General features: G+C 43.9%; 18 protein-coding genes and 1 tRNA gene. 5 read left to right on the forward strand and 14 right to left on the reverse strand.

Going from position 1 to position 17940, the window contains the following annotated elements:
• Positions 1-21: 21 nt before the first annotated feature.
• The 8 genes from prfA to DN53_RS03695 form a co-directional block, all read right to left on the reverse strand.
• Positions 22-1098, reverse strand: coding sequence for a peptide chain release factor 1 (gene prfA, locus DN53_RS03660; protein ID WP_129653043.1), 1077 nt, complete (start codon positions 1096-1098; stop codon positions 22-24).
• A gap of 65 nt (positions 1099-1163) precedes the next feature.
• Positions 1164-2396, reverse strand: coding sequence for a DUF3570 domain-containing protein (locus DN53_RS03665; protein WP_242502072.1), 1233 nt, complete (start codon positions 2394-2396; stop codon positions 1164-1166).
• A 76-nt stretch (positions 2397-2472) separates the two neighbouring features.
• Positions 2473-2682, reverse strand: coding sequence for a DUF4266 domain-containing protein (locus DN53_RS03670; RefSeq protein ID WP_116218332.1), 210 nt, complete (start codon positions 2680-2682; stop codon positions 2473-2475).
• Between the two features lie 8 nt (positions 2683-2690).
• A complete protein-coding gene (locus tag DN53_RS03675; RefSeq protein ID WP_129653044.1) occupies positions 2691-3689 on the reverse strand; it encodes an FAD:protein FMN transferase in 999 nt (332 codons plus the stop codon).
• Positions 3686-4123, reverse strand: coding sequence for a thioredoxin family protein (locus DN53_RS03680; protein WP_129653045.1), 438 nt, complete (start codon positions 4121-4123; stop codon positions 3686-3688). The genes DN53_RS03675 and DN53_RS03680 overlap by 4 nt, the downstream gene beginning before the upstream one ends.
• A 23-nt stretch (positions 4124-4146) precedes the next feature.
• Entirely contained in the window at positions 4147-4587 is a 441-nt protein-coding gene (locus tag DN53_RS03685) for a QcrA and Rieske domain-containing protein (protein ID WP_129653046.1), read from the reverse strand.
• A gap of 46 nt (positions 4588-4633) precedes the next feature.
• Complete coding sequence (locus DN53_RS03690; protein ID WP_129653047.1) at positions 4634-5812, reverse strand: AIR synthase related protein; 1179 nt, start codon at positions 5810-5812, stop codon at positions 4634-4636.
• Between the two features lie 58 nt (positions 5813-5870).
• Positions 5871-8057: a glutamine synthetase III family protein gene (locus DN53_RS03695; RefSeq protein WP_129653048.1), complete on the reverse strand. Its 2187-nt coding sequence runs from the start codon at positions 8055-8057 to the stop codon at positions 5871-5873.
• Between the two features lie 210 nt (positions 8058-8267).
• Between DN53_RS03695 and DN53_RS03700 the strand changes: the two genes are divergently transcribed.
• Positions 8268-9278 carry a glutamine synthetase beta-grasp domain-containing protein gene (locus DN53_RS03700; protein WP_129653049.1) on the forward strand — a complete coding sequence of 337 codons (1011 nt, stop codon included), beginning with the start codon at positions 8268-8270 and terminating at the stop codon, positions 9276-9278.
• 66 nt (positions 9279-9344) lie between these two features.
• Here the strand turns inward: DN53_RS03700 and DN53_RS03705 are convergent, their stop codons facing one another.
• The gene (locus DN53_RS03705) at positions 9345-10283 is read right to left on the reverse strand and encodes a calcium/sodium antiporter (protein ID WP_129653050.1); all 939 of its coding nucleotides are present in this window, start codon (positions 10281-10283) and stop codon (positions 9345-9347) included.
• A 648-nt stretch (positions 10284-10931) separates the two neighbouring features.
• Here DN53_RS03705 and DN53_RS03710 point away from each other — a divergent pair.
• Both DN53_RS03710 and DN53_RS03715 read left to right on the forward strand, forming a co-directional pair.
• Positions 10932-12710, forward strand: coding sequence for a DUF885 domain-containing protein (locus tag DN53_RS03710; protein ID WP_417935912.1), 1779 nt, complete (start codon positions 10932-10934; stop codon positions 12708-12710).
• A gap of 103 nt (positions 12711-12813) precedes the next feature.
• Positions 12814-12957 (forward strand): SsrA-binding protein, encoded by a 144-nt coding sequence (locus DN53_RS03715; RefSeq protein WP_129653051.1) that lies wholly within the window; start codon positions 12814-12816, stop codon positions 12955-12957.
• On the opposite strand, the gene DN53_RS03720 is transcribed toward DN53_RS03715, so the two are convergent.
• Positions 12954-13466, reverse strand: a complete 513-nt coding sequence (locus tag DN53_RS03720) for an adenine phosphoribosyltransferase (RefSeq protein ID WP_129653052.1) — start codon at positions 13464-13466, stop codon at positions 12954-12956. The genes DN53_RS03715 and DN53_RS03720 overlap by 4 nt on opposite strands.
• Before the next feature lie 67 nt (positions 13467-13533).
• Between DN53_RS03720 and DN53_RS03725 the strand changes: the two genes are divergently transcribed.
• Positions 13534-13607: transfer RNA gene (locus DN53_RS03725), tRNA-Arg, on the forward strand.
• A 96-nt stretch (positions 13608-13703) separates the two neighbouring features.
• Here the strand turns inward: DN53_RS03725 and DN53_RS03730 are convergent.
• Positions 13704-14954 (reverse strand): hypothetical protein, encoded by a 1251-nt coding sequence (locus DN53_RS03730; RefSeq protein WP_129653053.1) that lies wholly within the window; start codon positions 14952-14954, stop codon positions 13704-13706.
• Positions 14955-15105: 151 nt separating this feature from the next.
• Here DN53_RS03730 and DN53_RS03735 point away from each other — a divergent pair, with 151 nt between their 5' ends.
• Positions 15106-16101 (forward strand): helix-turn-helix domain-containing protein, encoded by a 996-nt coding sequence (locus DN53_RS03735; protein ID WP_129653054.1) that lies wholly within the window; start codon positions 15106-15108, stop codon positions 16099-16101.
• A gap of 153 nt (positions 16102-16254) precedes the next feature.
• On the opposite strand, the gene DN53_RS03740 is transcribed toward DN53_RS03735, so the two are convergent.
• The 3 genes from DN53_RS03740 to DN53_RS03750 all read right to left on the reverse strand — a co-directional run bounded on the left by DN53_RS03740 (position 16255) and on the right by DN53_RS03750 (position 17938).
• Positions 16255-16659 carry a DsrE family protein gene (locus DN53_RS03740; RefSeq protein ID WP_165357253.1) on the reverse strand — a complete coding sequence of 135 codons (405 nt, stop codon included), beginning with the start codon at positions 16657-16659 and terminating at the stop codon, positions 16255-16257.
• A gap of 175 nt (positions 16660-16834) precedes the next feature.
• Positions 16835-17437, reverse strand: coding sequence for a hypothetical protein (locus DN53_RS03745; protein ID WP_129653056.1), 603 nt, complete (start codon positions 17435-17437; stop codon positions 16835-16837).
• Positions 17438-17662: 225 nt separating this feature from the next.
• Positions 17663-17938 (reverse strand): ATP-dependent Clp protease adaptor ClpS, encoded by a 276-nt coding sequence (locus DN53_RS03750; RefSeq protein WP_116218345.1) that lies wholly within the window; start codon positions 17936-17938, stop codon positions 17663-17665.
• Positions 17939-17940 lie beyond the last annotated feature (2 nt).

Raw genomic sequence — 17940 nt, forward strand, 5'->3', positions numbered from 1 at the left:
TTCTGTACCGACTGCTAACGGTTAAAAAATTTCTGAAGCTTCTTTTAATTTTTCGGTGTTTTCCACCAACATCAACTCATCAATGATCTTTTGGATATCCCCATTGATAATGTTCTGCAGATCATACAGCGTAAGACCTATTCTATGGTCCGTGACCCGACCTTGGGGATAATTGTACGTTCTGATCTTTGCTGAACGGTCACCACTACTCACTTGGGAATTCCTTTTAGCGGCATCCTCGGCCTGTTTTTTGGCCAGTTCCATGTCGTACAATCTGGATCGAAGTACCCTAAAAGCCTTATCCTTGTTCTTGTGTTGGGATTTTTCATCCTGGCACTGTGCCACCAATCCTGTGGGTATGTGCGTCAATCGAACTGCGGAATAGGTAGTGTTCACCGACTGTCCACCTGGACCTGAGGAACAGAAATAATCGATTCTAACATCCTTGGGGTCTATCTGCACATCAAAATCCTCGGCCTCTGGAATCACCATCACCGTTGCGGCACTGGTATGTACCCTACCTTGGGTCTCTGTCTGTGGCACCCGTTGTACCCTATGCACTCCGGCCTCAAACTTTAAAGTACCATATACATCTTCGCCAGAAACCTCAAAATGGATTTCCTTATATCCACCACTGGTTCCTTCACTAAGGTCAATGATATTGGTACGCCATCCTTTGGATTCGCAGTATTTGGAATACATGCGGTACAGGTCTCCCGCAAAGATACTGGCCTCGTCACCTCCGGTCCCCGCCCTGATTTCCATGACCACGTCCTTGGCATCTTCCGGGTCTTTGGGAATGAGCAAGAATTTTATTTCATCTTCCAACTTGGGCAACGCCCCTTTAGCTTCCTCCAACTGCATTTTGGCCATTTCCACCATTTCGGCATCGCTTCCATCCGAAATGATCTCCTCCGCCTCGGTAATATTGTTGGTAAGGTTAACGTATTCGTCACGTTTATCCGCGAGTACTTTAAGGTCCTTGTATTCCTTGTTCAGCTTGATGTACCGCTTTTGGTCGGCAATCACATCAGGCTGAATGATCAAGTCCGAAACCTCATCAAAACGTTGTTTTACAATGTTGAGCTTGTCTAGCATAGATCCATCCTCGTTAAGGTTGCGAATTTACGATTTTTGGTTGGATTGTGTTTCGCTACTTTGTCTCAGTTCCCCACAAAAGTGGTCCCCAAAGTAAGGATAAAGGCATTGAGGCCATCACTACGATCATACTGGCTGAAACGCAGGTCTATGGTCTTCAATCCAAAATTGAGCACCTTGGCACTGGTAAAGATGTCCTTGTATTGGATTCCCACCCCATATTGGTGGGCATCGTACTTGGACAGATCGTAATCCGAGGTGTAAAATTCATAGGTGGAGAGGGCCGTTTCCTTTGGATGGAAATAATCGGCCGCAGTTTGGGTGTAATATCGATACGCGGGATAGAGCGTAAACTTATCCGTGAGCTTAAAAGGAAGTTCCAAATTGGCCGTATGCGAGGTAATGCCCCAATCATCCCAATACAGACGATAGTAGGATCGCAATACCAAAAAATCGTTCACATAGTAATTGAGACGCCCCCCAAAAGGAACCTTCAATCTACTGTCCGGCAAGCGCTCCACATCGTCCGCCAATTGAAAATCATCAATAAAAAAATCTTCCGTATCCCCAAAGTACACCCTTTGGAAGGGAGTACTCAACAGCCCGTTCTGGGATACCAAATCCACAAAAAGGGCCCCTTGCACTCTTTTGCCCAATATTTGGGAAAAACTCAAGGAAAGTGAATATGAGTTTCGATTTTCCTTATCGAACTCGGTGAAGTTGGGCATGTAGACCCCATTTCCCGTAATCCTATCATCAAAAAAACCTGGCCTTAGCTCAATGGGGTAAACAGCGTTCCATTTATCCAAAAAGACCGTGCCACCCAAACTCAACTCCGTGTTCTTCTCATTGAACAATTGGGTGTAATTACCGCCAAAACCAATAGAGAAATAATCGTATTCCGAAGACAAATAGGCATTGGCACTCCATAGGGTATTCCTATCCTCCGAGCTGTGTTGGTATGTGGGCTTGATATAGGCCAATACATCTTTTCGGGACTCTCCGGAAGAAGCATCGAATGGGGTCACATTGAGCCCGCCATCCAAAGGGTTCACATTACTGGATGACGCAGAAGTGTAGGCCGATAGCCCCACATCAACCGTTAGCACATCGTCCTCGTTCAAGGGCATACGCAATACAATACTCGATGTGGCATCCGTGAGATCCTCGGTACCCTCTCCCCCAGTTACCGCTGCATGCTTGCCATCTTGATTGTAATAACTGAACAGCAGGTCTACCTCACTGGTTTCCAATACGCGTCTTTTGTAACCGGTATTGTCTTGCTGGGACCAACCCATGGCAAAACACAGAAAAAAAATCAGGATGGTTGATTTCTTTGTAAGGTTGTTATGGAACATCACTGGCGTATCATTTTTAATTACAACCACAGCCCCCTCCCGTTTTACCTCCATTGGCCCCGGAAGAAGCTTCTCGATAAATATGGAAATTGGTCTCGAACCGTTCACAAGGTCTGGCACTCAATTGCATTTCAGCGTCATTGATGTAAGCTTTGTCATACTCACGCACCACCACACAAGAGCTGGAGCAAATCAATATCAGAACAAAAAGAATGGGTTTTGCCATGGTTAAATTTACGGATTCGTATCAAAAATAATCCCTGAACTCTTGTGGATTTTATTATCGGAGTCCACTACTACCGCTTCCACACCATCTATTTGATTGATCATATGGATTCCACTATCCTTTCCCATGATAAAAACAGCGGTTGCCAAGGCATCGCAAAGCTCAGCCTGTTTGGCAAAAATGGACACACTGTTGATGCCCGTGGTGGGATAGCCCGTTCTGGGATCAATGATATGGGAATATTTTTTCCCTTTGAACATTATAAATTTTTCATAGTTGCCCGAAGTGGCCACAGAAGATTCCACAATAGGCAGCCAACTGAACACCTTTTCCTTGCTCAATGGGTTGGCAATGCCTACCAACCACTTCTCTCCGGTTACTTTGGTACCCCAAGTGGTCAGGTCACCGGATGCATTTATAATTCCGCCTTTGACCCCCTTGGAAGACAAAAGCTCCTTGGCCCTATCCGCGGCATATCCTTTTCCAATGGCACCAAAGCTGATGCGCATACCAGGCTCCTTTAAAAAGACCGTTTGTTCACTTGGGTCCAGTATAATTTTTTGATATCCTATTTTGGCAATGGAGTTTTTGATTTCCATTTCAGATGGGATAGTGTCCATGGTTCCGTCAAACCTCCAAATCTTGTCCATAGAGGCATAACTGATATCAAATGCCCCATCGGTTATTTCCGAAATCTTTTTGGAGCGCTCTATAAGTCCGTAGAGCTCTGGACTGACTTTTACGGGTTGTATCCCTGCATTTTCATTGATACGGGAGGTTTCCGAGGCTTCGTCCCAGGACGAAATCATTTTTTCAATCCGTTCTATTTCCGAAACAGCCTCATCAATATCCAAATACCCTATTTCTTCATTGGGAGCCACTACGGTAATCTCGAACCGGGTCCCCATCAACTTCATGGTTTTTTTCACGGTAATGTCCTTTCGGTCCAACTGCCCCATGGACAGCAGACAAGATAGGCTGCAGCAAAGGACCAAAAGCATTCTCATTGTATAAAACCGTTCAAAATGGAGATGTATTTTTTTGGCATTGTCCTCACATTAAACCCGGTCTTTCCCAAAACTGATTGATGTTTGTCCAAAACCACAACCAATGGAAAATGCCCTTTGGGATTGTACTTTTCAGCAAGGGAGGTATTGGTTTCCTCCAAGGCCTGCGGGAGTTCATTTTTTTTCTTCCGGGGGAAATCCGCATTGTACATCACATAATGTTCCGATGCATAGGCCTTAAACTCCTCGGATTCCAAAATTTGTTTCTTTAAACGTATGCAAGGTGCGCACCAATCGGACCCGGAAAACACCAAAACAATAGGTTTGTCCTCAGCATTGGCCAAGGTCACCGCCTCATCAAAACTGTTTTGCCATTCTTGGGCCTGTAGGCTACCAAAGAACACAAAGAACACAATGCCTAGGAACTGTTTCATGGATTTGGGCTAAAAATTGATGCTTATTCAAAAATTCGAAGGACACTGCCTTCGAGTTCGGTATTATAAATTTTCAGGGTTTTGGCTGGTTTGCTATCCACTTGGTTCAGCGGTGTCCCATTTTGGGCAAATCGAGAACCATGGACATCACAATAAAAAATCCCTCCATCTTGGTTGACAAAACGTACTTGATCATAGGATTCGTGGCTACACACCTGACTTGCGGCCACATAGTTGCCTTCTAAGTTTTTAGCGATCACCACTAAATTTTTCAGGATAAAGCCTCCGTTGGCCACAAGGGCTTGGGCTTCTTGGGATGTGAGGTCTACTGTAAAATCCACTCCTGTTGGCTCTTCCACAATATTGCCGTCCACTTCATCCTTGGAGCATCCATGTATACAGGGAAACGTAAGGGCAAATGCGGCACCTGCCCCCAAACTTCGAAGAAATTCCTTCCTTTCCATAGCGTGAGGTTTATAAAAGAACGTGAAATCAGGCTAAATCGTATACCTAATATTCAAACTTTCCGTATGCGCTTTGAATGGTCAATTTTTTCTGTTCAGAAGCTTCAACCCTACCAATTATCTGGGCATCAACATCAAACTGTCTTGAAATGGAAACAATGTCCCCGGCTATCTTTTCATCCACATACAATTCCATACGGTGCCCACAATTGAACACTTGGTACATTTCTTTCCAATCGGTACCGGATTGCTCTTGGATCAACTTGAATAGTGGTGGAACAGCGAACATGTTGTCCTTGATGATATGGAGGTTCTCCACAAAGTGGAGAATCTTGGTCTGTGCCCCACCACTGCAATGTACCATCCCGTGAACCTGATCGGTATTGTATTTTTCAAGCACCTTTTTTATGATCGGTGCGTAAGTTCGGGTAGGCGAAAGCACCAATTTTCCCGCATCCAAAGGGGAATTAGGCACCTTGTCCGTCAATTCCACTTCCCCTGAATACACCAATTCCTCCGGTACCGAGGCATCGTAACTTTCGGGAAATTTTTGGGCCAAATATTTTCCAAATACATCATGGCGGGCCGAGGTCAGCCCATTACTTCCCATTCCACCGTTATATTCATTCTCATAAGTGGCCTTTCCAAAAGAAGCCAATCCCACAATAACATCCCCGGGCTTGATATTGGCATTGTCCACCACCTTGGAGCGTTCCATTCGGGCAGTGACTGTAGAATCCACAATGATAGTCCTCACCAAATCCCCTACATCTGCCGTTTCACCACCTGTGGAATGTATGGTGATTCCATGCTTCTTTAAATCAGCAATGAGTTCTTCGGTTCCATTGATAATGGCTGAGATGACCTCCCCGGGAATCAGGTTCTTGTTCCTTCCTATAGTGGAAGACAGCATAATATTGTCCGTAGCTCCCACGCAGATAAGGTCGTCCACATTCATGATCAAGGCATCTTGTGCAATACCTTTCCAAACCGAGATATCACCGGTTTCCTTCCAATACATATAAGCCAAGGAGGATTTGGTACCTGCACCATCGGCGTGCATGATCAAACAATGCTCCTCGCTTCCGGTCAAATAATCTGGGACAATTTTACAGAAGGCTTTGGGAAAGAGACCTTTATCAATGTTCTTGATGGCATTGTGCACATCTTCCTTGGAGGCCGAAACCCCTCGCTGCGCATATCTTTTACTGGTTTCCGATGACATTTCTTTGCTTTGGGCAAAAATAACGGAAAGCCACGAATTAATCGTTAACCGTTCTTTCCTATTTTGCGAACAACAATTCGCTGTATTTGGTAAATGGCCATAAATCGTCCGCTATGAGTTTTTCCAGTTTATCGGACTGTTCACGGATGGCATCAAAATAGGGTTTTACATTATCGCAATACGCCTCCGCTTTCTTTTGTGCCGTGGAAAGCCCATTGGCCCGCTTTCGCGCTTCGGTCATCTCATCCGTCAATTTCTTGATTTCAACAATATGCTCCCCTACCTGCTCCAAGATATTCAATTGGGGTTCGGCCACTTTTTTATGGGCCGCTCCATAGACTTCCTTCAAACCGGAAACGTTCTCCAACAAGGTGTTTTGATATCGAATGGCGGCCGGGACAATATGGCTATAGACCATCTCCCCCAATACCCTTCCTTCTATTTGAATATGGAATATATAGGCTCCCAGTTCCACTTCTTGGTGGGCCTTGAGCTCCACTTCATTCATGACTCCCATATCCTTGAACAGGGCCACGCTTTCCTTGGAAGTGATCACCTGCAGTGCCTGGGGAGTGTTCTTATTATTGCTCAACTTTCGCCTACGTGCCTCCAACTGCCATTCTTCCCCATAGCCGTCGCCCTCAAAACGGATTCGCTTGGACGTTTTGATGTACTCACGCAGCACATTGAAAACAGCTTCGTCCTTTTTGAGGTTCTTTTTGTCAATGAGCGCATCCACCTCTTTCTTAAAATCGGTGAGCTGTTTGGCCATAATGGTATTGAGAATGGTCATGGGCTTGGCACAATTGGTCTTGGAACCCACTCCCCTCATTTCAAACTTATTGCCGGTAAAGGCAAAGGGAGAGGTTCGGTTTCGGTCCGTATTGTCCAATAAGATTTCCGGGATTTTCCCGACCACATTGAGCTTGAGCTCCGTTTTCTCCTCTGGCGACAATTTTCCTTTGGAAACCCCCTCCAATTCGTCGAGGACATCGCTCAGTTGCTTTCCTATAAAAATGGAAAGGATCGAGGGGGGTGCCTCATTGGCCCCCAGCCTATGGTCATTACTGGCGGATGCTATGGAAGAACGCAATAATTCTTCATAGGTATCCACAGCTTTTATGGTATTGACAAAAAAGGTGAGAAATTGAAGGTTCTTCATTGGGGTGGTCCCAGGACTGAGCAGGTTCACCCCGGTATCTGTGGCCAAAGACCAGTTATTGTGTTTTCCCGAACCATTGATACCCTCAAAGGGCTTTTCATGAAAGAGCACCCTAAAATTATGCCTGTCGGCTATCTCTTCCATAACATCCATCAATAATAGGTTATGGTCCACGGAAAGGTTGGCTTCTTCAAAAACAGGGGCGAGCTCAAACTGGTTAGGAGCCACTTCATTATGCCGTGTTTTTACAGGAATGCCCAATTTGGTGCATTGTTTTTCCAAATCACTCATAAAGCTGAGCACTCTTGGAGGTATCACTCCAAAATAATGATCGTCCAATTGCTGGCCCTTCGCCGCCAAACTCCCTACAAGGGTCCTACCGGCCATTACCAAATCCAACCGGGATTGGACCAAGGCCTTATCCACCAAAAAGTATTCCTGTTCCCATCCTAAAGTGGCATACACTTTACGCACATTCTTATCAAAGTACTGCGCAACATCCGTGGCCGCTTGGTCTATGGCATACAAAGCCCTTAACAAAGGAGCCTTATTGTCCAACGCCTCTCCGGTATACGCTACAAAAATGGTAGGAATACAAAGTGTGGTCTTGTAAATAAAAGCAGGGGAAGTGGGATCCCACGCTGTATAACCTCTTGCCTCAAAAGTATTTCGTATACCGCCGCTTGGAAAACTGGAAGCATCGGGTTCCTGCTGTACCAATTGTGCACCGCCAAACTTTTCCATGGCCTTACCGTCTGACATGATATCAAAGAAAGCATCATGTTTTTCCGCGGTGGCCCCGGTCAAGGGTTGAAACCAATGTGTATAATGTGTGGCCCCCATGGATAACGCCCAGGCTTTCATGCCCTCCGCTACCTGGTCGGCTATTTTTCTATCTATCTTGTTGCCCTGAAAAATGGCCGATTTTACATTTTCAAAAGCTTCCTTGGTCAGAAATTGAAGCATCTTGTCTTCATTGAATACATTTCTACCAAACAAATCGGAGCGCTTTCCAGTCTCCTCCATCTTTATATGCTCTCTTTTACGGCTTTCCAGTAAAGCCTCAAATCTCATTTTTGGCATTCTCAAAAAGTTTAGTCTACAAAGCTACAATTAACAATTTAATAATTTATTTGGCTAAAAATACTTTTTTTTCATGCTACCCCCGTTTAAACAGGGGTAATAAAAATTATATTGCCATTTTAGTCATTTTAACCCTCCAAAAGATATATTATCAAATGAAAAAACTATTTTTGTCAATCGTGAATTTGAGAACATATAACTACCAAAATTATGAGCAAATCTAAATTAGAGTATTTATGGTTGGATGGTTATGAGCCAACAGCCAACATTAGAAGCAAAACACGAATTGAAGAGGATTTTAGTGGTAAATTGGAAGATTGCCCAATGTGGTCTTTCGATGGTTCCTCCACCAAGCAAGCCGAGGGTGGTTCTTCTGACTGTTTGTTGAAACCCGTTGCTATCTATCCCGACCCTGCAAGAAGAAATGGGTATTTGGTGATGACCGAGGTGATGAATCCAGATGGGACCGCCCATGTGAGCAACTCCAGAGCCACCATTGATGATGAAGATGATGATTTTTGGTTCGGTTTTGAACAAGAGTACTTTATCATGGATACGGCCACGCAATTGCCACTTGGCTTCCCTGTTGGTGGTTATCCTGGCCCACAAGGTCTTTACTACTGTTCTGTAGGTGGACGAAACACTTGGGGCAGGGATTTGGTTGAAGAGCATGCCGACCTATGCTTGGAGGCTGGACTACAGTTTGAAGGTATCAACCAAGAGGTTGCTGCCGGACAGTGGGAGTTCCAGTTGTTCGCCAAAGGCGCCAAAAAAGCCGGTGACGAAATCTGGGTGGCCCGTTACCTACTTCAAAGGTTGACCGAAAGCTACGGATACTATATTGAATATCACCCAAAACCTATCAAAGGGGATTGGAACGGTTCCGGAATGCACGCAAACTTCTCCAATACACTTTTGAGAACTTGTGGATCCAAAGAAACCTATGAAAAAGTATGTGAGGCCTTCCGACCTGTAACCAAAGAGCACATTGAAGTGTATGGTGAGTTCAATGATGAGCGTTTGACCGGTAAGCACGAGACTGCTTCCATCAAAGATTTCAGTTACGGTGTATCCGATAGGGGTGCTTCCATCCGTATTCCGATCTTGACCGTTGAGAAAGGATGGAAAGGATGGTTGGAAGATAGAAGACCTGCTTCCAATGCAGACCCATACCGTGTAGCGGCCAGAATCATCAAAACAGTGAAATCTGCCGACGTATAGCACACACCAATGTTTGTGTATAAATTAGTTGTTGATTTGAAAACCGCCCCTCAAGAGGGGCGGTTTTTAGTTTAGGGTAACATATACGAAGGTCACATAAAAGGCCAACAGTATTAAACCGTCCCGCCAGCCCAAGCGCAATCCCTTTGGAAAAAACACTAAGGGCAATATCAACAGGGAAATTCCCAGCATCCAGAAGATATCACTGGAAAGCAATCCTTGGTCCACCACTGTGATCGGAGTGATTATGGATGTAATTCCCAAAACCGCCAAAAGGTTGAAAATATTGGAGCCGATCAAATTCCCCAAGGAAATGGCCTTTTCCTGTTTTAACACAGCAATTACCGAGGCTGCGAGTTCAGGAATACTGGTTCCCACAGAAACCACCGTTATACCAATAACACGGTCACTTACACCAAAAGCCGAGGCCATGCCCACAGCTCCCTCAATAAGAAGTTCAGATCCTCCCCAAAGGGCAGTGCCCCCTATACCTAAATACAATGCGGTCTTATACATGGGCAAATACTCATCATCTTCTGGCATTTCATCCACAACAGCGGTTTTTTGAAACCGGAGCAGATACACCAAAAAGATAAACAAAAAGGAGACCAGGATAATTCCTTCGTACTGCTGTAAGACCCCATCAAAATAGATGAAACCGCAAAACAGCAGGGAGGCCAACATCATAACCGGCCAATCCGTGGTGTAAAAACTTTTCCGCACATCTATACTTCCCATAAGTACCGTAATGGCCAACACCAGTCCCAAATTGGCAATATTGGACCCTACCACGTTGCCCAAAGCCAAATCAGGGAATCCATCCAATGCCGCTTTTATGCTCACAATAAGTTCCGGGGCCGAAGTGGCAAAGGAAACCACGGTCATCCCTATCACAATTTTAGGAATGGCCAAACGGAGCGAAAGGGCAACCGCAGATTTCAACAACCAATTTCCTCCTGCGATAAGCAATACCAGACCAATAATTATGTAAAGTGTATTTTCCAAGTAGTACGATTTTGTGGCAAAGATATGGGAAGATTTATTGTGTTGAATAGGGTGGCCAAAAAGCTTATCCAAATTCAATATGACCCGCTACAAATTTCCTTGTTCCATCTATAAGAAACTGTACTTTCTCTTCAATGAAATTGCCCAAAACACCCCATTTTTAAACGAAATCCCCCTAGGTTTTTAAGAATGGCCCAAAAATGGCCCTACAAATATTACATTTTATAATTCATATTGTTATTTCATATTTCAATATGAAACTTTTCTCAAGGGAAGTACAAAATATCCAAGGAGCATCTCATTTAAAAACCTACAATCTTGTATGCAATTGTATAGATTTTCATTCAAAAGTTTGGAGACATGATTTCTGTCATTTTAAATTGAAAAAAGTAATCGGCCAACAATCATTTTTTAACCTAAAAATCAATCCAATAATGATTACCATTGTCAAAATTTTCGTGATGCTCTTCATGCTTATCATTGAAACCATTTTTATCTGATGCCCATTAAAAATTTAAAGCTTTTTTGGGCATCGGTTCACATGCCAAACATTCCCATCAATGCGGAATTTCACTTTTATTAAAAGTTTAGCATATAAATGCCATCGATTTGATTATTTTACACCTCTAACAAATCAACTCAAAAAAAGTGAAAAAAATAACAATTATAGCTGTGGCACTTATTGCCATGGCTTCTTGCAAAAACGAACCAAAAAAGGAGGAAACCCCCTCAAAAAGTGCTGAGTTTGCCACCGTATTGGACAACTATTATGAGGATGGGCTCAAGTTGAACCCCCTACAGGCCACTTTGGCCGGTGATCACAGGTACGACGACTCCTTCCCCAATATGCTTTCTGATGTGTACCAAGAAGAATCCAAAGCGTATTATGAAGGCTACAAGGAAAGACTCTCCCAATTTCCCGATGAAAGCCTCACTGAAAGTGAGCAGATGAGCAAGGCCATTCTGTTATGGGAATGCAACATTAATCTGGATGAGTTCAATTTTAACGCGGACCTTACTCCCATTGACCAAATGTGGTCCCCCAATTTATTTGTGGGGCAATTGGCGAGCGGTTCCAGCGCCCAGCCCTTCAACACCGTGGAGGATTATGAAAATTGGATGAAACGGGTAGATGGTTATCTGGAATGGCTGTCCAGCACGGAAACCAAAATGAAAGAGGGTATGGAAAAAGGTCATGTTCTCCCAAAGTCATTGATCGTAAAGGTTCTACCTCAGCTCCAGTCCCAAACCGGAAAGGATTTGGACAAGCATCTGTTCTACCAACCCATAAAAAATATGCCTGCGGACTTTACCGAGGAACAAAAGGCATCGCTTACCACTGCATACAAGGACATGATCACCAACAAGGTCATTCCCGCCTATGAAAGTCTCTACAATTTTATGAGCACCGATTATCTTGAGGCTGGCCGAGAATCCAGCGGCATACAGGGCGAACCCAATGGGGATGCCTATTATGCCCATCAAATCAAAAAATACACGACCACCAATATGACCGCCGCCGAAATCCATGAATTGGGATTGAGCGAAGTGGCCCGTATACGTTCCGAAATGGAAAAAATAAAGGAACAAGTGGGTTTTGAAGGGGATTTGAAAGCATTTTTCGATTACGTTCGAAACAATAAGGACCTTATGCCCTTTACGGACCCGCAACAGGTCATCGACAATTTCAATGCGATCCACGAGCGCATGAAACCACAGATTGAAAAACTGTTCGACAAAAAGCCGAAAACCCCTTTTGAGGTAAGGCGCACCGAGGCATTTCGTGAGAATTCGGCTAGTGCCGAATACAACCAGGGATCCCTGGATGGCACCCGACCCGGTATTTTTTACGTACCCATCCCTGATGTGACCCATTACAACACCTATTCGGATGAATCCCTATTCCTACATGAGGCCATTCCCGGGCACCACTATCAAATTTCGTTGACCCAAGAGAACAAGGAGCTTCCCGAATTCAGAAAAACCCTTTGGTACAGCGGCTATGGCGAAGGCTGGGCCCTTTATACCGAATCATTGGGCAAAGAATTGGGATTGTACACGGACCCCTACCAGTATTTTGGGATGTTGGGCGCTGAAATGCACCGTGCCGTTAGATTGGTCGTGGATACCGGCCTACACTCCAAAGGATGGACCCGTGAGGAGGCCATTCAATACTCTTTGGACAACGAAGCTGAATCCGAAGCCAGTATCACCTCAGAAATTGAGCGCTATATGGCCAACCCCGGTCAGGCCCTATCCTACAAAATAGGACAGTTGAAAATCAGGGAGCTTCGCAAAAAAGCCGAAGATGCCCTCGGGGAAAAGTTCAATATTGGGCAATTCCACAACCAGGTTTTGGAAACCGGCTGTGTTCCCTTGGCATTATTGGAAGATAAAATTGACGGTTGGATCGCTTCCAACCAATAGGATTTTAAAAAAGGGCCAATTGAATTGGCCCTTTTCTTTTACCACAACGGTTGCCCGCAACCCAATATCTTGGTTATATTTGTTTTGACCAACACCCAACACCATGCTTTTTAAAATCTTGGCAAAAATAAACAAGGTAGTACTTCCTTCTTATACCAAAAAAGGATTGGACCTATCCAAGGCCTCCAAATTGCAACTGGCCATTATAGGCTGGCGGTATTATGTTACCAAAAATGCCTTGGACTAATACTGCAAAAGAGCCTCTATCTGATAACCATTCAGTTTTTCGGCGCCATTTAGGAAGGTAAGTTCTATTAAAAAATTGCACTGCACCACTTCCCCACCCAATTTTTCAATCAATTTGCAAACGGCATTGGCCGTTCCGCCAGTGGCCAACACATCATCGTGCACCAACACTTTCTCGCCTTTTTTTATGGCATCGGTATGGATTTCCAATATTTCCGAGCCGTACTCCAGTTCATAGGACTCCGAAATGGTAGTATGGGGCAGTTTTCCCGATTTTCTTACCGGAACGAATCCGGCCCCCAACCGGGAGGCCAACAATGGTGCGAAGATGAACCCCCTACTGTCTACCCCCACCACTTTATCAACATGCATATGGCCTGCAAAACCGCAAAGCACATCGCAGGCCTTGTTGAGTGCTTTTGGATCACTTAAAAGAGGGGTTATGTCCTTGAAGATGACACCGGCTTTGGGAAAGTCTTCTATATCACGAATGTAGGAAGCTAAATCCATAGATTTTTTTGACAGGTGAGGTTTTGTAGTAAAGTTAAAAAGAAATATATTTGCAGCCCTGTTAAAAGGCCGCGTGGCGCAACTGAATAGCGCATCTGATTACGGCTCAGAAGGTTGCAGGTTTGAATCCTGCCGCGGTCACTACGGATTTATACAAGAATCCAGTAAAAAAGCCTGTAAATTCATAGTTTACAGGCTTTTCTTTTTCACACCAAAGATGCAGCTTTCCAATCGGCATTATGGATTTTGGATACGGTTTCCATCAACATCGAACAATTCGGTTGTGATTAAAGCATGGTTGACATCATAACGTTTCTTTTCAAGGGCAACCCCATTATCCTTTCTATTCATCAGGTTCTGTTCCTTATCCAGATATCGTTTTTCCAAAATCAACCCTGAAGGGTTTCTAACATATTCCACCCGGTGTACTCCCGAAATCTTATGAACGGCTTTCAATCCTTTTTCATCCAAGTAGGTCTCGGAAAGTAAATGCTTGCCATCAGCGGTCCATTCGGCCACATATTTGGAGTATCCACCGTTTGCATTCTTGGGATTTCCATCGCCATCCTGAAACTCCAATATGGTTACGTTTCCAGATCCATCGGTTTCAAAATGCCACCGCTCCGCCCCGGACCAATGGGTCGCTGGATTCTTCTCTTCGTCAAAAAATACAATATCCTGCAAATCATAACCATCCCAAACATTCTGTTCCCCGGCAGTATGGGAAGGCCCAATGGTAGGTTTTCCGTTTGCATCAAAAACCTCCCAACGGTCAAAACGTCCTTGGGAATCGTAGTAATACTTAAAAAAAGCTGCTCCATTATCGGTATTGACCAAATTGCCCTCTGCATCAATATTCTCCAGGGTTCCGAAGTAACCTTGCCCATCAAAGGTCATACGGGTCCGTAAAAACTGAAAATCCCCCCGCAAAGGAACGAGTTCCCCATTGCTGTCCAAACGTTCTTCAATGAGGCTTCCATTGGGTTGATGGGACCATTGATACCTTACTACACCAAACCAATCCGTTGCTGGTTCGCCATGGACATCGGTAAAGGTCAGGGAGCGGTTTCTCCCCAATCCATCCTTTTCATAAATCTTGGCATACACATTCCCCATTACCGAAATCTGATTCCCAAAACGGTCAAAAAAATGGTGTACTTCCTTATCTGGGGAATGGATGATTTTGGTGTGTGGTGCATTGATGTTCAGGTTTCCAAATCGACCTTCAAACTCCTTGTATTCCTCTCCAATACGAACATGGGTTGCTATGACCTGATTGTTTGTATTATAGTCCACTTTAAGATTGATTCGATGCATGGCCTCCTCTTTGGTAATGGGATACCCTCCCTTTACAGGTTGATAGGGTGATTCCCAAAAGGGCAACACGGCATAGTATTCACTCCTATGGGGGCCATTCTGTTGTTGCCCATGACCTAGATTGGAAATTATGGCAAAATAGGTCAAAATCAGTGTCTTTGTTATTTTCATGATAGGTAAGGTTATACTTGACTCAATAGTCCAAATATGGATGTAGCCTGATGTTTTTTTGTCCTGTTTACAAAAAAGTGGACATCCATTTATATGAATTTTAACATATTACGAAAGGCATAGGGGTTAACTTGGGCCCAAACCAAAACACATGGAGCCTTCAGTAGCATTGACCATTTTTTCCGGGGCAGCCATCTCCAGCGGATTGATGATGGCCCTTTACTTTATGTTAGTGCGCAACGAAAACAAATGGGGGGACATTGCCATGGGACTTTTGTTTCTGGCCTTGGTAATGCGACTTTCCAAGTCCCTGTTCTCCTATGTTTTTCACGGGTCTTCCTTAATGGGTATTTCATTTGGGCTATTGGGCTCGGTTCTTATGGGACCGTTGCTGTTCCTCTACTTTACATACACGCTTACGGGGGAGAAAAAGTTTCAATGGCAGCACCTTTTACATTTGATCATTCCCTTCGTTGCCTTTATCCTTGCAGCCAATGAGGTCTTTCCAGCATTTGGACTTTACGTTTGGGCAGGGCACTTTTTAATGGGGTATCTTATTGTTGTGGGGTACCGCTTTGTGTTTGCCAAATGGTCCAAGGAGGGGATATCAAAATGGCACAATTCCCTGTTTTATGGAGTTCTTGGATTATGGCTGATATTCTCTCTCCAGTTGTACATTTCCAGTAGGACCTTTTACATATGGGGCATAATATTGGCCTCGCTAATCATCTACATCCTGTTTTTTATGGCATTGAGAACTCCCATGTTCCGAAGCAAAAATCGCAAAGTGATCACCCCAAAAGAGGTAAAGGACAAAATAATACATGCCCTTGAAGTGGAACGGGCTTTTGTGCAACCAGGGATTTCCATTGCACAGTTCTCCAAAATGATTGATACCCCTGCTTACTTGGTATCAAATGGGGTGAAATCCATTTATGGGAAAAGCTTTAAGGATGTTATCAACAGCTTTAGGATTAGGGAAATCACCTCCAAACTCTCCCATATGGATTTTGCCCATGAAAAAATTGAAAATCTAGCCTATGATGCAGGGTTCAACACATCTTCTGCTTTTTACAGTGCTTTTAAAAAGGAAACGAAGATGACCCCAAGGGCCTATCAAAAGCAACAGCAAAACAAATGCTCCTGACCATAGCACGGATTGCAAGTCTTTGAAGGAATTTCTGGTCGTGTGACCTTCACGGACCTTGAATACGATTGCCGTTTACATCGCACAACTCGATTTCATTTGGACCATGGTTGAAACATGACCTGGACCAAACCATTTTATTAAGAATCCTACCTAATACGATAAGGTATTGTAGCCTTTGGCCTGTAACTGCAACATACGAATAGATGCGGCCGGCACCGGTTCCACTCCAGGAATCAACTGATCTTTGGTTACTTCGTGCTTGGCCATGGCCACGCTGCATACCGTAATCCTTAGTTTTGATATGTACTTCTCCACCAAAGCTTCAAGCTCGGAACCCTTTACAAGCCCCTTTACAAACTTACCTTTGGTAATAACTTCGTAATCTGTCACATTGACCCCATTATCCACCAATACATCATACATATTCAAAACCACTTTGAAGTGCTTCACATCACTGACCACAAAGGCATATTGACTGGTTTGTTGCAAATCGGACACAGCCTGGTCATCCAACTTTAGCTGCCCATACGACATAGAGGTACCTAGCGTTGTCATAAAAAAGGTTAGAAGAAATAATATTCGAATGGTTCCCATGATGCTTTACTATTTTATTTTTTTGATATATGTGTAAAAATACGGCTATTGATTTTGCTCCTAAACTGAAAATAGTCCCATGTGCAACAATTGGCCTCGATGATTACCAAACCATAATTTTATATATAGAACAGATTTATCCTTTTAAAGAATCCAAGTTCCTGCGCGCTTCTTTCAATTCCAACTGCAAGCGTTGGTTTTCTTCGAGATATTCCAAGCGAATGCGCTCCATCTCCCGCTCAAAATCATCTGCGGGAACATATTGGGGCTCAAACAAACTCTCTTTTAAAATACTGAACAAGGTGAACAAAAAGCTTATGGCTACCGCTGCTATGAGTCCAAAAAGCAATGTTTTTTCCTTTTTGAGTCCTGGGGATTTCTTCTTGAACAATTGCTTTTCCTCCTTGACCTCCTTTTTTGCAGTAGGCAATTGCTCCAAAAAAACATCCCACCTTTGCTCCTCCTTGACATACATGTCCATAAATCCCCCATCATCCAAAAAATCCTGGGTACTGGGCGTTGAGGCCAACAAAAATATTTCCACCCCATTGCCACTCATAATGTCCAGTAAATTGGGGTCGTACTCCTGTATATCCTTTATCAAACGCTCAACAAAATGCAAGCTGTAATTGGGTCGGAGAAATTCATCGTAGAGGGTCTGTATCTCAAAATAATCCTTTCGGTCCAATGCATATTCCAGAAAACGGTCCTTTAGTTCTGCCTTAAAAAATTCGCCCATTCCCTAGATACGATGTTTTACGATACTGCATTGGTTTTCATCTGTAAAATTAAAGTGATTGGCTCATTATTACCTCAAGTCACAAGTAAAGAATTTGTGATTTTTATTCCATTGTTCGGCAAACACATTAAAATATATGACCTCTTTCAGGAACTTTCCCTGAAAAGGAAAACACGTATTACAAACTTGTTGGGATAAAAATGAACGGCGTAAATAAAAAACGCTTTAAACAATTTCAGCGCTCAATCCGGCCTCCAATAATTGGGAACATTTGGGCTCAAGATAGGAATACTCCCCAGTCTTCACCGTGCATTTACCATTATAGTGTACGATCAAGGAACATTGTTCGGCCTGTTCGGGGGTGTGTTCGCACACTTTGATCAAGGTTTCAATGACATGGTCAAACGTATTCACATTGTCATTGAACAATACTATCTCATTCTGCTCTACAACCTCTTCCTCGAGAAGCAGGTCTTCCGATTCTTTTTCCCTAGTGCCCATAA

Origin of the sequence: Flagellimonas olearia (genome assembly GCF_004150225.1) — a bacterium.
Classification (GTDB): Bacteria; Bacteroidota; Bacteroidia; order Flavobacteriales; family Flavobacteriaceae; genus Flagellimonas; species Flagellimonas olearia.

Excerpts from the sequence above, each read along its gene's own strand:
- DN53_RS03730 (WP_129653053.1), bottom strand. The coding sequence starts at position 14,954 with ATGAAAATAACAAAGACACTGATTTTGACCTATTTTGCCATAATTTCC.
- DN53_RS03745 (WP_129653056.1), bottom strand. The coding sequence starts at position 17,437 with ATGGGCGAATTTTTTAAGGCAGAACTAAAGGACCGTTTTCTGGAATAT.
- prfA (WP_129653043.1), bottom strand. The coding sequence starts at position 1,098 with ATGCTAGACAAGCTCAACATTGTAAAACAACGTTTTGATGAGGTTTCG.
- DN53_RS03715 (WP_129653051.1), top strand. The coding sequence starts at position 12,814 with ATGCTTTTTAAAATCTTGGCAAAAATAAACAAGGTAGTACTTCCTTCT.
- DN53_RS03735 (WP_129653054.1), top strand. The coding sequence starts at position 15,106 with ATGGAGCCTTCAGTAGCATTGACCATTTTTTCCGGGGCAGCCATCTCC.
- DN53_RS03690 (WP_129653047.1), bottom strand. The coding sequence starts at position 5,812 with ATGTCATCGGAAACCAGTAAAAGATATGCGCAGCGAGGGGTTTCGGCC.
- DN53_RS03720 (WP_129653052.1), bottom strand. The coding sequence starts at position 13,466 with ATGGATTTAGCTTCCTACATTCGTGATATAGAAGACTTTCCCAAAGCC.
- DN53_RS03700 (WP_129653049.1), top strand. The coding sequence starts at position 8,268 with ATGAGCAAATCTAAATTAGAGTATTTATGGTTGGATGGTTATGAGCCA.
- DN53_RS03685 (WP_129653046.1), bottom strand. The coding sequence starts at position 4,587 with ATGGAAAGGAAGGAATTTCTTCGAAGTTTGGGGGCAGGTGCCGCATTT.
- DN53_RS03670 (WP_116218332.1), bottom strand. The coding sequence starts at position 2,682 with ATGGCAAAACCCATTCTTTTTGTTCTGATATTGATTTGCTCCAGCTCT.
- DN53_RS03695 (WP_129653048.1), bottom strand. The coding sequence starts at position 8,057 with ATGCCAAAAATGAGATTTGAGGCTTTACTGGAAAGCCGTAAAAGAGAG.
- DN53_RS03740 (WP_165357253.1), bottom strand. The coding sequence starts at position 16,659 with ATGACAACGCTAGGTACCTCTATGTCGTATGGGCAGCTAAAGTTGGAT.
- DN53_RS03665 (WP_242502072.1), bottom strand. The coding sequence starts at position 2,396 with ATGGGTTGGTCCCAGCAAGACAATACCGGTTACAAAAGACGCGTATTG.
- DN53_RS03680 (WP_129653045.1), bottom strand. The coding sequence starts at position 4,123 with ATGAAACAGTTCCTAGGCATTGTGTTCTTTGTGTTCTTTGGTAGCCTA.
- DN53_RS03750 (WP_116218345.1), bottom strand. The coding sequence starts at position 17,938 with ATGGGCACTAGGGAAAAAGAATCGGAAGACCTGCTTCTCGAGGAAGAG.
- DN53_RS03675 (WP_129653044.1), bottom strand. The coding sequence starts at position 3,689 with ATGAGAATGCTTTTGGTCCTTTGCTGCAGCCTATCTTGTCTGCTGTCC.